The 14,546-nt window shown below is 33.1% G+C and carries 12 protein-coding genes; all 12 read left to right on the top strand.

Features of this window, described 5'->3' with window-relative positions; genetic code table 11:
* The first annotated feature begins 51 nt into the window (after positions 1 to 51).
* The gene (locus tag IR152_RS02875; protein WP_227450313.1) at positions 52 to 963 is read left to right on the top strand and encodes a bifunctional enoyl-CoA hydratase/phosphate acetyltransferase; all 912 of its coding nucleotides are present in this window, start codon (positions 52 to 54) and stop codon (positions 961 to 963) included.
* A 603-nt stretch (positions 964 to 1,566) separates the two neighbouring features.
* Positions 1,567 to 3,486, top strand: a complete 1,920-nt coding sequence (gene cooS / locus IR152_RS02880) for an anaerobic carbon-monoxide dehydrogenase catalytic subunit (RefSeq protein WP_227450314.1) — start codon at positions 1,567 to 1,569, stop codon at positions 3,484 to 3,486.
* Between the two features lie 405 nt (positions 3,487 to 3,891).
* On the top strand, positions 3,892 to 4,671 hold the full coding sequence (locus IR152_RS02885) for an AAA family ATPase (protein ID WP_054272666.1): 780 nt from the start codon (positions 3,892 to 3,894) through the stop codon (positions 4,669 to 4,671).
* Positions 4,672 to 4,908: 237 nt separating this feature from the next.
* Positions 4,909 to 6,585 (top strand): formate--tetrahydrofolate ligase, encoded by a 1,677-nt coding sequence (locus tag IR152_RS02890; protein ID WP_227450315.1) that lies wholly within the window; start codon positions 4,909 to 4,911, stop codon positions 6,583 to 6,585.
* A gap of 93 nt (positions 6,586 to 6,678) precedes the next feature.
* A complete protein-coding gene (locus tag IR152_RS02895; RefSeq protein WP_227450316.1) occupies positions 6,679 to 7,311 on the top strand; it encodes a cyclodeaminase/cyclohydrolase family protein in 633 nt (210 codons plus the stop codon).
* 90 nt (positions 7,312 to 7,401) lie between these two features.
* On the top strand, positions 7,402 to 8,274 hold the full coding sequence (locus IR152_RS02900) for a bifunctional 5,10-methylenetetrahydrofolate dehydrogenase/5,10-methenyltetrahydrofolate cyclohydrolase (protein ID WP_227450317.1): 873 nt from the start codon (positions 7,402 to 7,404) through the stop codon (positions 8,272 to 8,274).
* Positions 8,275 to 8,312: 38 nt separating this feature from the next.
* The gene (locus tag IR152_RS02905; protein ID WP_227450318.1) at positions 8,313 to 8,987 is read left to right on the top strand and encodes a methylenetetrahydrofolate reductase C-terminal domain-containing protein; all 675 of its coding nucleotides are present in this window, start codon (positions 8,313 to 8,315) and stop codon (positions 8,985 to 8,987) included.
* A 35-nt stretch (positions 8,988 to 9,022) separates the two neighbouring features.
* Entirely contained in the window at positions 9,023 to 9,904 is an 882-nt protein-coding gene (locus IR152_RS02910; protein WP_227450319.1) for a methylenetetrahydrofolate reductase, read from the top strand.
* A gap of 43 nt (positions 9,905 to 9,947) precedes the next feature.
* Positions 9,948 to 11,333, top strand: a complete 1,386-nt coding sequence (gene lpdA / locus IR152_RS02915) for a dihydrolipoyl dehydrogenase (RefSeq protein ID WP_227450320.1) — start codon at positions 9,948 to 9,950, stop codon at positions 11,331 to 11,333.
* 55 nt (positions 11,334 to 11,388) lie between these two features.
* On the top strand, positions 11,389 to 12,159 hold the full coding sequence (locus IR152_RS02920) for a carbon monoxide dehydrogenase accessory protein CooC (protein ID WP_227450321.1): 771 nt from the start codon (positions 11,389 to 11,391) through the stop codon (positions 12,157 to 12,159).
* A gap of 19 nt (positions 12,160 to 12,178) precedes the next feature.
* Positions 12,179 to 13,123, top strand: a complete 945-nt coding sequence (gene acsD / locus IR152_RS02925; RefSeq protein ID WP_227450322.1) for an acetyl-CoA decarbonylase/synthase complex subunit delta — start codon at positions 12,179 to 12,181, stop codon at positions 13,121 to 13,123.
* Between the two features lie 30 nt (positions 13,124 to 13,153).
* Positions 13,154 to 14,521, top strand: a complete 1,368-nt coding sequence (gene acsC, locus IR152_RS02930; RefSeq protein WP_227450323.1) for an acetyl-CoA decarbonylase/synthase complex subunit gamma — start codon at positions 13,154 to 13,156, stop codon at positions 14,519 to 14,521.
* Positions 14,522 to 14,546: the final 25 nt, after the last annotated feature.

The raw sequence follows: 14,546 nt of genomic DNA on the forward strand, positions 1-14,546 counted from the left end.
ATAGCAAATATGGTATTATTTAGTTAAATATATATAAGGGAGGGGTTACTTTTGATAAAAAAATTAGATGATATTTTAGAGCAACTTAAGGGAGGAGAGAAAATAGTACTTTCTGTAGCAGTAGCTCATGACAAAGAAGTTTTAATGGCAATAAAGGATGCTGTAGAAAGAAATATAATTACTCCTATATTGGTTGGAAATGAGGGAAAAATAAGAGAAATATCAAAAGAAATAGGATTTGATTTAAATGGTATCAAAATAGTGGATAAGGATGACATCAAAGAGTGTGCAGAGATAGCAGTTAAATTAGTATCAAGTAAAGAAGCCGATTTTGTAATGAAAGGCTTATTAGATACATCTGTCATACTAAAAGAAGTGTTAAATAAAGATTATGGTCTTAGAACTGATAGTTTATTAAGCCATGTCATGGTATATGAGCTAGAAAAATACCATAAATTACTTATAACTACAGATGGAGGAATGAACATAGCACCTGATTATGAACAAAAGGCAAAGATATTAAAAAATTCTATAAAAGCTGCAAAAGCTTTAGGGATGGAAACTGTAAAAGTTGCATGCTTGGCAGCTAAAGAGAAAGTAAATCCTAAAATGCAGGCAACTGTAGATGCAGATATGTTAGCAAATGCTTGTAAAGAAGGAGAATTTGGTGACAATGTAATTGTAGAAGGTCCTTTGGCTTTTGATTTGGCTGTTTCAAGAGAAGCTAGTAAAATAAAAGGTTTTAAAAGTGAAGTATCTGGAGATGTAGATATCATATTGGTTCCAACAATAGAGGTTGGTAATGGAATAGGGAAAGCCTTTACATATATGGCAGACTCTAAATCAGCAGGTATAATTATGGGTGCAAAAGCTCCTATAGTTTTAGTATCAAGAGCTGATTCACATGAATCTAAATTATATTCTATTGCATATGGGGCTATCGTAGCTAAGAGTATGAAATAGGATAAATAGTTTGAAATAAATGAATTAAAGTAGAAAAAATAGTCAAAATGTCTAAATTAATACAATATTAAAAAAATTTTATATAAAAAATAATTATAGCTTCAAATGAATATATACAAATGTTAAATTTGAAGCTATAATTAATATTAAAGTAGGAAAAATAAAAAAAATTCAAAAAAATTAGTTCAAAAAATGCTATTCTAAGAAGTTTTTACTAATTAGGTTTAGGGAGTAAAAATCTGTAATAAGTCCAAAAGTAGTGAAAGATAATAAATACACAAACAATCTGTAACAACATAAAAATGACTAGAAAAATTTCAAATTTGATTTAAAAAAATCAAAACATAATTTAATTAAACTGAAGCATAAAAAAAGTAGGTTTAGATATTAACAAATAGCCAAAAATAAGCAGTAAAATTAACTTAAATTAGGTGTAAAAAATAAAATTTTTATGTATTATCTAATTTTGTTAAAAAAATATTTAAATCTAAAGCAAAGTGCTAAAAATTAGTATATAATCAACTTAGAAAGCATTTATTTTATTTTATGACATGAAGTCAGTCACCTGGGGGATTTTAAAAATCAAAAAAAGGGGATAGGAATATGGATGAAAAAATGTTAACAATTGATTTAAACAGCCAGAAGATGATAGCTAAAGCTAGAGAAGAAGGCGTAGAAACAATGTATGATAGAAAAGAGGGCTTTAAGGCACAATGTGGTTTTGGTCTTCAAGGTGTTTGCTGTAGAATATGTGGAATGGGACCATGTAGAATAAGCCCTAAGACTCCAAGAGGACTATGTGGAGCAGATGAGCATACTATAGTAGGTAGAAATTTTGCAAGAATGGTTGCTGGTGGGACAGCTGCCCATTCAGACCATGCTAGAGATATCGCACATACATTAGCATTAGCTGATCCAAATGGAAACTATAAAATAAGAGATGAAGCTAAGTTAATTGCTTTAGCTAAAGAATGGGATGTAGAGACAGAAGGTAGAGATATCTATGATGTAGCACATGAAGTGGCAGAAATTGCATTAATGGAATTTGGAAAACCTTTTGGGACATTAAGATTTATAAAAAATGCACCAGAACCAAGACAAAAAATATGGAAAGAATATGCTATAGAGCCAAGAGCTATAGATAGAGAAATTGCAACAATAATGCACTCTACTCATATAGGATGTACTGGTGATATAGACAGTTTAATACACATGAGTCTTAGAACTTCTATGGCTGATGGTTGGGGTGGTTCTATGATAGGTACTCGCTTAAGCGATATCTTATTTGGAACACCAGTGCCAAGAAGAACAGAGGCTAATTTAGCAGTATTAGAAGAAAATAAAGTTAACATAATATTACATGGACATGAGCCAGCATTATCAGAAATGATAGTTTTAGCATCAGAAGAGCCAGACTTAGTAGCTTTAGCTAAAGAAGTTGGTGCTGATGGAATAAACTTAGCAGGTATGTGTTGTACAGGTAATGAGATTACAATGAGACATGGTGTAAAAATAGCAGGAGACTTCCATCAACAAGAACTTGCAATAGTAACTGGAGCAGTTGAAGCTGTAATAGTTGACGTTCAATGTATATTCCCTGCATTAGCTAGAGTAGCAGATTGTTACCATACTAAATTTGTAACAACTTCTCCAAAAGCTAAGATAACAGGTTCAACTTATATTGAATTTAGAGAAGAACAAGCACTTGATGATGCTAAAGCAATAGTTAAAGAAGCTATTTTAAACTTTAAAAATAGAGATAAATCAAAAGTACTTATACCTGAATTAAAATCAGGGGCAACAGTTGGGTATAGTGTAGAAGCAGTAGTAAATCAATTAGACAGAGTTGTAAACTCTCATATAGACCCAGCAGGAACAGTTAAGCCATTAACAGACTGTCTAAAATCTGGAGTATTAAGAGGAGCAGCTGGTGTAGTTGGATGTAACAATGCTAAAGGAGTTTCAAATGAGGCTCACGTAACAATAATGAAAGAATTAATCAAAAACGACATAATAGTAGTTACTACAGGATGTGGTGCTTCAGCAGCAGCTAAGTTTGGTCTAATGGAAGCTGATGCGGCTGAAAAATATGCAGGTAAAGGTCTTGCAACTGTCTGTAAGTTAGTAGGAATCCCACCAGTACTACATATGGGTTCTTGTGTTGATATAAGCCGTATACTAGATTTAGTTGGAGCAGCAGCTAATTACTTAGATATGGATATGTGCGACCTTCCAGTTGTAGGTATAGCTCCAGAGTGGATGTCAGAAAAAGCAGTTGCTATAGGATGCTATGTTGTAGCTTCTGGTATAGACACTTATTTAGGAATAATGCCTCCAATAGCTGGTTCTTCAAGAGCAGTAGATATATTAACTAGTGAATTAAAAGATAAAGTTGGAGCAACATTTACTGTAAATACAAATCCAAAAGAGTTAGCAGCTACAATAATAGAAGATATAGAGAAGAAACGTGTTCACTTTGAAGCATTAGTTGAAGAAAAAATGGCAGAAAAAGCTAAAGCTTAAGAATTGGTAAAGGTATAGAAAAAACGATTTTATGATTTAAGAAAGTTAAATACAATTGAGTAAGGCTAGGCGTTAAGGAAGAACTGTCAAAATACATTGAATATACAGAATGAATAAAATATAAACAATATTAAAAGAAATAAATTAAAAATAAAGACAATTTTAAACTAAATAAAATACAACAATACAACTAAATTACAACTAAATAAAATACAACAATATAATGAAGAATAATAAAAATAATGAAGAATAATAAAACTATACATGCTGCTTTGAAAAGCTAGTAGGGTAAATATAATCGGTTCCTGTAAGGACTAGCTGTAGTTTATTTTTAGTGTATAAAAAAATACTTAACTATAAATTTAACTACATAAAAAGCAAATAGTAATAAAGGTGGTAGGGATTATGAAGATAGCAATAACAGGTAAAGGTGGAGTAGGTAAAACGACTTTTTCTTCAATGCTCTCTAGGATGTTTGCTGAAGACGGATACAGAGTTGTTGCTGTTGATGCCGACCCTGATGCTAATTTAGCTTTAGCACTAGGTTTTCCAAAAGAAGTATATGAATCAATAGTACCTATATCAGAGATGAAAAAATTAGTTTCAGATAGAACCGCTGCTTCTGTAGGCTCATTTGGAAAGATGTTCAAGATGAATCCAAAAGTAGACGATATCCCTGAAAATTTCTGTAAGGAATACAATGGAGTGAGATTGCTTACACTTGGAACAGTAGATTCTGGTGGTACTGGATGTGTATGTCCAGAACATGTTCTTTTAAAGAGACTCTGTTCACATTTAATACTACAAAATAAAGATGTAGTGGTTATGGATATGGAAGCGGGAATTGAACACTTAGGAAGAGGTACAGCCCAAGGTGTAGATGCTTTCATAGTAGTTGTAGAGCCAGGAGAGAGAAGTTTACAAACCTATAGAAAAGTTAAAAAACTTGGACATGATATAGGTGTAAATAAAGTATTTGTAGTAGGAAATAAAATTAGAAATAAGGAAGATGAAGAATTTATAATCCAAAACTTAGAAGATGGAGAGTCTTTAGGATTTATTTATTATAATCAAGACGTTATAGATTCTGATAGAGCGAATCAATCTCCATATGATTCTAGTGAAACAACGAAAGCACAAATTAAAGCAATAAAAGATAAATTAATGTCACTTAAAGATAAATAGAATATATAGAATTTTTGATTTGGGATTTTAAGTTGGTTAAAGGTAATAGATAGGTAATAAATAAGTAATTAGATAAATAACTAGCTATTAAGTTTGAATATTTTAATAGCTTAGTAGCTAGTTTTTAAGCAATTTTACATGTATAATTATCTTATAAAATATAATTTTTACATATTAATACAGTTTTTACAAAAATTATATTTTAAATCTATTTAGGTTGTGGGAGGAGATTCAGTTATGGGATTTAAATCTGACATTGAAATAGCTCAAGAAGCTAAACCTCAAGATATTAGAGAGGTTGCAAAAAAATTAGGACTAGGTGAGGATGATGTAGAACTGTATGGTAAATACAAAGCCAAAGTTGACTACAATCTATTAAAGAGAGAGACTGGTAAAAAAGCTAAGTTAATACTAACTACAGCTATAAATCCAACTCCAGCTGGCGAAGGAAAAACTACTACTACTATAGGTGTTGCTGATGCGTTTGCTAAGTTAGACAAAAACGTATTAGTTGCTTTAAGAGAACCATCTCTAGGACCGGTATTTGGTGTTAAAGGTGGAGCAGCTGGTGGGGGATATGCACAGGTTGTTCCTATGGAAGATATAAACCTACACTTCACAGGAGATTTCCATGCTATAGGAGCTGCTAATAACCTTTTAGCTGCTATGCTTGATAATCATATTCATCAAGGAAATACACTTAGAATAGACCCTAAGAAAATAACTTGGAGAAGATGTGTAGACATGAACGATAGACAACTTAGAAATATCGTTGATGGTATGGGTAAAAAAGGTGATGGAGCAGTTAGACAAGATGGATTCGATATAACTGTTGCTTCTGAAATAATGGCAGCGTTCTGTTTGGCAAGTGACATATCTGACTTAAAAGAAAGATTAGGAAATATAATAGTTGGATACAGCTACGAAGGTGAGCCTGTAACAGCTAGACAACTAAAAGCTAATGGTGCTATGGCTGCATTATTAAAAGATGCTTTAAAACCAAACCTAGTTCAAACTCTTGAAGGAACACCATCATTTGTACATGGTGGACCGTTCGCAAATATAGCTCATGGATGTAATTCTGTTATAGCTACAAGAATGGCTATGCACTTTGCAGATTATGTAATAACTGAGGCTGGTTTCGGTGCTGACCTTGGAGCAGAGAAATTCTTAGATATAAAATGTAGAATGGCTAACTTAAAACCAGATGCTGTTATAATAGTTGCTACTGTAAGAGCATTAAAATACAATGGTGGAGTTGCTAAAGCAGACTTAAATGAAGAAAACCTAGAAGCTCTTGAAAAAGGACTTCCAAACTTATTAAAACATGTTGAAAACATAACTCAAGTATACGGGTTACCAGCAGTTGTTGCAATAAACAGATTCCCGCTTGACACAGAAGCTGAACTTAAACTTGTTGAAGACAAGTGTAAAGAATTAGGTGTTAATGTTGCTCTTTCTGAAGTATGGGCAAAAGGTGGAGAAGGTGGAATTGCAGTAGCTAAAGAAGTTTTAAGATTATTAGATGAGGAAGAAAATAACTTTAGATTCTGCTATGAAGATGATTTATCTATAAAAGACAAGATAAATGCTATAGCTACTAAGATTTATGGAGCAGATGGCGTAGATTATACTCCAGAAGCTGATAAAGAGATAGCTAACTTAGAAAAACTTGGATTTACTAAGGTTCCAGTATGTATGGCTAAGACTCAGTATTCTTTAACTGATGACCAAACTAAATTAGGTAGACCAACAGGATTTAGAATAACTGTAAGACAAGCAACAATTTCAGCAGGAGCTGGATTTATAGTTGCACTTACTGGAGAAATCATGAAGATGCCAGGATTACCAAAAGTTCCAGCAGCAGAAAAAATAGATGTTGATGAAAATGGAGTAATATCTGGATTATTCTAAGTACATTAATTTATAAATAATAGAGTAGGAAATATCTTAAAATAGATTGAATAATTTGAGATATTTTCCTACATCCTTTCAAGGAGGATTATCATGAAAATAGCAGATAAAACTTGTGTTGATTTTGTAGAAGTACTATCTTCTAAAGAAGCTGTGCCAGGTGGCGGGGGGGCTGCCGCACTAGTTGGTGCAATCGGTATGGCTTTAGGTAGTATGGTGTGTAACCTTACAATAGGAAAGAAGAAGTATGCTGAATATGAAGAAAGTGTAAAAGAAATATTAAATAAGGCAGGAAAGTTAGAAAAAGATTTATTAAAAATGATAGATGATGATGCAGAATGTTTCTTGCCATTATCAAAAGCTTATGGGCTTCCTAAAGAAACAGAAGAAGAAAAAAGGATAAAAGCAGAAACAATGGAAAAAGCACTTAAAGTTGCTTGTGAAGTACCATTAAACATAGTGAGAGTTTGCTATGAAGCTATTAAGTTACATGAAGATTTAGTTGATAAAGGTTCAAGACTTGCTATAAGTGATGTTGGTGTAGGAGTTCAATGTTTAAGAGCTGCTATACTTGGTGGACAATTAAATGTAGTTATAAATATAAATTCTATACAAGATAAAGAATATGTTAACAAAGTAAAAACAGAAGTAGATAAATTAGTTGAAGATGGCGTAAAAATTTGTGATGAAGTTTATGCGAAAGTTGAAAAAGCTCTTGGAAAATAATTTTTAATGACGAAAGTAGATACTATGTTATTAATATGTGGTATATAGAATAAATTAATTTAAGTTTGCTTGTAGGGGAGTTGTGGATATATGGAAGGAATGTCAACTAAAGGACAAATTATAAAAGGAAAACCTGTAGCTGATAAGATTAGTGAAGAATTAATAAAAGAGGTCAATTTACTAGTTAAAGAAGGTATAAATCCTAAACTAACAATAGTTAGAGTTGGGGCAAGAAGTGATGATTTATCTTATGAAAGAGGAGCATTAAAAAGATGTCAAAACATCGGTATAACAACAGAAGTGTTAGAGTTAGCTGAAGACATAACTCAAGAGGAGTATATTGATGTATTAAAGAGAGTTAATGATGACAAAAATGTTAATGGTATATTATGTTTTAGACCGCTTCCAAAACACTTAAATGAAGAAGTTATAAAATATGTTATTGCACCAGAAAAAGACGTAGACTGTTTCAGTCCAATAAACTCTGCTAAGGTAATGGAAGGTGATAAAAGCGGATTCCCACCATGTACTCCTACAGCAGTAGTAGAAATATTAAAACATTATAATGTTGATTTAAAAGGTAGTAAAGTAACAGTTCTTGGAAGATCAATGGTAGTTGGAAAGCCAGTATCCATGCTTTTATTAAGCGAACATGCAACTGTTACAATATGTCATTCAAAAACTAAAAACCTATCAGGTGTAGCTGCAGAGGCTGATGTATTAATAGCAGCTATTGGTAGAGCTAAGATGGTTGATGAAAGTTTTGTTAAAGATGGGGCAGTGGTTATAGACGTTGGTATAAATGTTGATGAAGAAGGTAATTTATGTGGAGATGTTGATACAAATGCAGTTTTAGATAAAGTATCAATGATAACTCCAGTTCCAGCGGGAGTTGGTTCAGTTACAACATCTATACTTGCAAAACATGTAGTTAAGGCTTGTAAATTACAAAACAATAAATAGATATATATATATGTGGAAGGTTTAGGGGGGAAGTAGATATGATAATTTCTGAAAATAAACCATTAGAAGAAGTGCTAGGGTACTTAAAGAATTTTGACAAGCTAGTTTTAGTTGGTTGTAATCAATGTGCAGCAACTTGTAAAAGTGGTGGGGAAGAAGAAGTTTTAAAAATGAAGGAAACTCTTGAAGGCGAAGGCAAAAAAATCTTAGGATATGTAATGCTTGACCCTGCTTGTAACCTTTTAAAGTCTAAAAAGGATTTAAAGGCTCTAAAAGAAGAAACTAAGGAAGCTGATGCAGTTTTATCTTTGGCATGTGGAGATGGTACGCAGACAATAGTTAAGAACCTAAAAGATAAGCCAGTTTACCCAGCTAACAACACTTTGTTCATAGGGGAAGTACAAAGGGTTGGAGAATATGAAGAAGCTTGTAAAGCTTGTGGAGACTGTGAACTTGGTTGGACAGGTGGGATATGTCCAGTAACTATGTGTGCTAAAGGTCTTATGAATGGAGCTTGTGGTGGAGCTAAAAATGGTAAGTGTGAAGTAAACGCAGAGAATGATTGTGCTTGGATAAAAATATATGAAAGACTAGAAGCTATAGGACAATTAGATAACTTAGCAGAAATAAGACCACCAAAAGACTATTCTAAGCAAAATAATCCAAGAAGTTTAAGTGCAAAGAAAAAGAAAGAAGCAGCAGCAAATTCATAAAAGTTTTTTTTAGAAGGTTAAAAGGGGGATTAGAGATGAGCTTATTAAGAGAAACATTAGAAAGTGGAAAATTTGCAGTTACTACTGAGATGGCTCCTCCAAAAGGGACTGACCTTTCACATTTAATAGAATGTGCAAAGCCACTGGTTGGAAGAGTTCACGCAGCAAATGTAACAGACTTTCAATCGGCAGTTATGAGAGCAACTTCTCTTGCTACATGTAAATTACTAAAAGATGTTGGATTAGAACCAGTTATCCAAATAACAGGGAGAGATAGAAATAGGATAGCTATACAAGGAGAAATGTTGTCAGCAGGTGTATTCGGAATAAACAACCTGTTGGCATTAACAGGAGACCATACTAGCGTAGGAGACCATCCACAGGCTAAGGGCGTGTTTGATTTAGATTCTGTGGGGATACTTCAAACTGCTGAGACTTTAATGGCAGGTACGGACATGGCTGGTAATAAATTAAAAGGTTCTCCAGATTTTTATCTAGGAGCATCAGTAACTCCAGAATATTCTCCAATCGAAGTTCAATTATTAAAAATGCAAAAGAAAATAAAAGCAGGGGCTAAATTTTTCCAAACACAAGCACTTTATGACATAAATACAATGAGAAAGTTTAGAGAATTAACAAGGGATATGGATTGTAAGGTATTAGCAGGAATAGTACCTTTGAAATCTCCAGGAATGGCTAAATTTATGACAGCAAATGTACCAGGGATATTTGTTCCAGATGAACAAATCGAAAGATTAAGAGCAGTTGGAAAAGAAAACTGGGTAAGTGAAGGAATAAAAATGGCAGGAGAACTTATCAAACAATTAAAAGAAGAGGATTTATGTGATGGTGTTCATATAATGGCAATTGGGGCAGAAGAAAATATACCTGCTATACTGGATGCCGCAGGTTTATAGTATTGCAAGATTGTAGATTATATAAGGTTTGGGGGAATTAAGGATGAAGATAGTAGTAGTAGGTGGTGGACCAGGAGGATATGTAGCAGCTATAAAAGCTTCTATGCTTGGTGCAGAGGTAACAGTTATTGAAAAAAGAAGAGTTGGAGGAACTTGTTTAAATGCAGGTTGTATACCAACTAAAGCACTTCTTGCTTCTTCAGGTGTATTGAATACTGTAAAAGAAGCAAAGGATTTTGGTATAGAAATAGATGGTACAGTTAAGCCAAACTTCACTGCCATAATGGAAAGAAAAAACAAGGTTGTAAATCAATTAATAAGTGGTATAGAATTCTTATTTGAAAAAAGAGGAGTAAACTTAGTTAATGGTTTTGGAAAGTTAATTGATAAAAACACTATAGAAGTAACTAAGGATGATGGAACAGTAGAAACTATAAAAGCAGATAAGATAATACTAGCAAATGGTTCTGTTCCAGTTGTACCAAGAATGTTCCCATATGATGGAAAAGTAGTAATAACTAGTGATGAAGTTCTTGGACTTGAAGAGATACCTGAGTCTATGTTAATAGTAGGTGGTGGAGTTATAGGATGTGAGATAGGGCAGTTCTTTAGAGCCTTAGGAACAGAAGTAACTATAGTTGAGATGGTTGACCAAATACTATTAAATGAAGACAAAGATGTAGCTAAACAACTACTTAGACAATTTAAGAAAGATAAAATTAAAGTTATCACAGGTATTGGAGTACAAACTTGTGAAGTAGTTGATGGTAAGGCTGTTGCAACTCTTTCTAATGGAAAGGTTATAGAAGCACAATATGCACTAGTATGTGTTGGTAGAAGACCTAACCTTGATAATTCTGGAGTAGAAGATATAGGAATTGAGATGGAAAGAGGAAAAGTAGTAGTTAATGAACATCTTGAAACTAATGTGGAAGGTATATACGCAATAGGCGATATAATAGACACTCCTTTCTTAGCACATGTTGCTTCTAAAGAAGGTATCGTAGCAGTTGAAAATGCTTTAGGTAAGACTAAGGTAGTAGATTACAGAGCGATTCCAAGATGTGTTTATACTGAGCCTGAAGTTGCTGGTGTTGGTAAAACTGAAAAGCAACTTGAAGCTGAAGGTGTAGAATACAATGTAGGTCAATTTGATTTTAGAGGTCTTGGAAAAGCACAGGCTATAGGACATTTCCAAGGATTTGTAAAGATTATAGCTGATAAAGAAACAGATAAAATAATAGGTGCAGCAGTAGTAGGACCTCATGCTACAGATTTATTGACAGAGTTGTCACTAGCTGTTCATCTAGGATTAACAGTAGAACAAGTAGGGGATGCAATACATCCACATCCAAGTTTATCTGAAGGACTAATGGAAGCACTTCATGATGTACATGGAGAATGTGTTCATTCTGTACCTAAATTATAATAAATAGACAGAGTACATAAGGCTCTGTGGCTAGATTTAAGGGGGAAGTCTTAAAATGGGATACAATATAGCTGTTGCAGGAAAAGGTGGAACTGGTAAAACAAGTCTCACAGGGCTTTTGATTGATTATTTGGTTAAAGACAATAAGGGACCAGTATTAGTTGTAGATGCTGATGCCAATGCTAACATAAATGAAGTATTGGGTATCGAAGTTGAAGCAACAATAGGAGAAATAAGAGAAGAAGTAAATCAAAGAGAAAAGTTAGGCAATGCATTCCCTGGTGGTATGACAAAAGCACAATATCTACAATTTAGATTGAATTCTATAATTGAAGAAGGTGAAGGATACGACTTATTAGTAATGGGTAGATCAGAAGGTGAAGGATGTTACTGTTTTGTAAATGGGATACTTAGAGAACAAGTAAACAAAATATCTGGTCATTACAAATATTTGGTCATGGACAACGAAGCTGGTATGGAACATCTAAGTAGGAAAGTCACTAGACATGTTGATACACTTTTATTGGTTAGTGATTGCTCAAGACGTAGCATACAAGCTGTTGCTAGAATAAGAGATTTAGCTGAGGAACTAAAATTAAATGTTGGAAGAATACTTTTAATTGTAAACAAAGTTCCAAATGGGATTATGAATGATGGTGTTAAAGAAGAAATTGAAAAGCATAACCTAGAGCTAATCGGTGTCGTACCTATGGATGAATTGATATATGAATATGATTCTACAGGTATTCCTTTAGTTAATTTACCTGAAGATTCAAAATCTAAAGTGGCTATGAAAGAAATTTTTGCTAAATTAGAATTAAAATAGGCTTAAGGGGGAAAAAAATATGGCATTTAAAATGTCTACTCAAAAATATTCTGGAAAAATATCAGAAGTTGAAGTAGGAATAGGGGAAAAAGCAATTAAATTAGGTGGGGAAAATGTATTACCTTTTTATAGTTTTGATGGAGAAGTAGGTAATTCTCCAAAAATAGGTATACAAATATCAGACATTTATCCTGAAAGCTGGACTGATTCATATAAGGAGTTATACAAAGATGTAGCTAACTGTCCAGTAGAATGGGCTAAATATGTTGAAGCTAATACACAAGCAGACTTTATTTGTTTAAAATTTGATGGTTCTGACCCAAATGGATTAGATAAGTCAGTTGATGAATGTGCTGATGTAGCTAAGGCAGTAATTGAAGCAATAAAATTACCTTTAGTTGTAGCTGGTTCAGGAAATCATGAAAAAGATGGTAAATTGTTTGAAAAATTAGCTCAAACATTGGATGGACATAACTGCTTATTTATGTCAGCAGTAGAAGATAACTACAAAGGAGTAGGAGCATCAGCTGGTATGGCTTATGCACATAAAGTAGGAGCTGAATCTTCTGTTGATATAAACCTAGCTAAACAATTAAACGTATTGTTAACTCAACTAGGCGTTAAAGGTGAAAATATAGTTATGAATGTTGGATGTTCAGCAGTTGGTTATGGATATGAGTACGTTGCATCTACTATGGATAGAATTAGACTTGCAGCATTTGGTCAAAATGATAAGACATTACAAATGCCTATCATAACACCAGTAGCTTTTGAAGTAGGTCATGTTAAAGAAGCTATAGCTCCAATAGAAGATGAGCCAGATTGGGGTTGTCCAGAAGAAAGAACTATAGCAATGGAAGTTTCAACTGCAGCAAGTGTTTTAGTAGGTGGTTCAAATGCAGTTATACTTCGTCATCCAAAATCAATAGAAACTATAAAAGAATTGGTTAACGCATTAGCTTAATTAAATTGTTAAGGTTAGGGGGAAAAAATAATGGCATTAAAAGCTTTAGATATATTTAAATTAACACCAAAGAAAAACTGTAAGGATTGTGGATTCCCAACTTGTATGGCTTTCTCTATGAAGGTTGCTTCAGGAGCTGTAGAAGTAGGTAAATGCCCACATATGTCTGATGACGCTATAGCAAAATTATCAGAGGCTACTGCACCTTTAATGAAAGCTTTAAAAGTTGGTGCTGGTGCATCTGAGTATGAACTAGGTGGAGAAACAGTATTATTTAGACATGAAAAAACATTAGTAAGTAGAAATAGATATGCAGTTTCATTCTGTACATGTATGAGTGACGAAGCAGTAGATGCTAAAATAGCTAATATGAAAAAAGTTGACTATGTAAGAATTGGTGAACAAATGAAAGTTGAAATGGCTGTTTTAGAGTATTGTGGAGACAAAGATGCATATTTAAAATTAATTGATAAAATAAAAGGCAGTGGATTAGAAATAGCTTATATTTTAGCTTGTGATGATGCACAAGTAGTTAAAGAAGCTGTTGAAGTATTAAAAGATGCTAGACCAATGGTATATGGAGCAACTAAAGAGAACTACAAAGATATGATAGAAGTTGTTAAGGGAGCAAGTTTACCATTAGGTGTAAAAGCTGGTAGCTTAGAAGAATTATATGAAACAGTTGAATTAGTTCAAACTGCTGGATATAAAGAATTAGTATTAGATGTAACAGGAGAAAACATAAAAGATACTTACACTAATGCTATACAAGTTAGAAGAATAGCTTTAAAAGAGCAAGATAGAACATTTGGATATCCTTCAATAGTATTTGCAAATAGATTATCTAATTCAAACCCTATGATGGAAGTAGCTTTATCATCAATATTTACTATAAAATACGGTTCTATAATAGTAATAGATGATATTAATTATGCTAAGGCATTACCATTATTCGCATTAAGACAAAACATATACACTGACCCACAAAGACCAATGAGAGTTGAACCAAAGATTTATCCAATCAACAACCCAGATGAAAATTCTCCAGTATTAGTTACTGTTGACTTTGCATTAACTTACTTCATAGTTGCTGGTGATATAGAAAGATCAAAAGTTCCAGTATGGTTAGTAATACCAGATGCAGGTGGATATTCAGTTCTTACATCTTGGGCTGCTGGTAAATTTGGTGGAAACTCAATATCTGCTTTCATTAAAGAAAGTAAAGTAGAAGAAGTAACTAATTGTAAAGACCTTATCATTCCAGGAAAAGTTGCAGTACTTAAAGGTGATATAGAAGATAACTTACCAGGATGGAATGTAGTTATAGGACCAGAGGAATCTATGGAATTACCTAAGTTCTTAAAAGGATACCAAGAAAAAGCATGCCAAACAAACTAATAAAATATTAACTAACTATTAATAT

It is taken from the genome of Clostridioides sp. ES-S-0108-01, from assembly GCF_020662285.1.
Classification (GTDB): domain Bacteria; phylum Bacillota; class Clostridia; order Peptostreptococcales; family Peptostreptococcaceae; genus Clostridioides.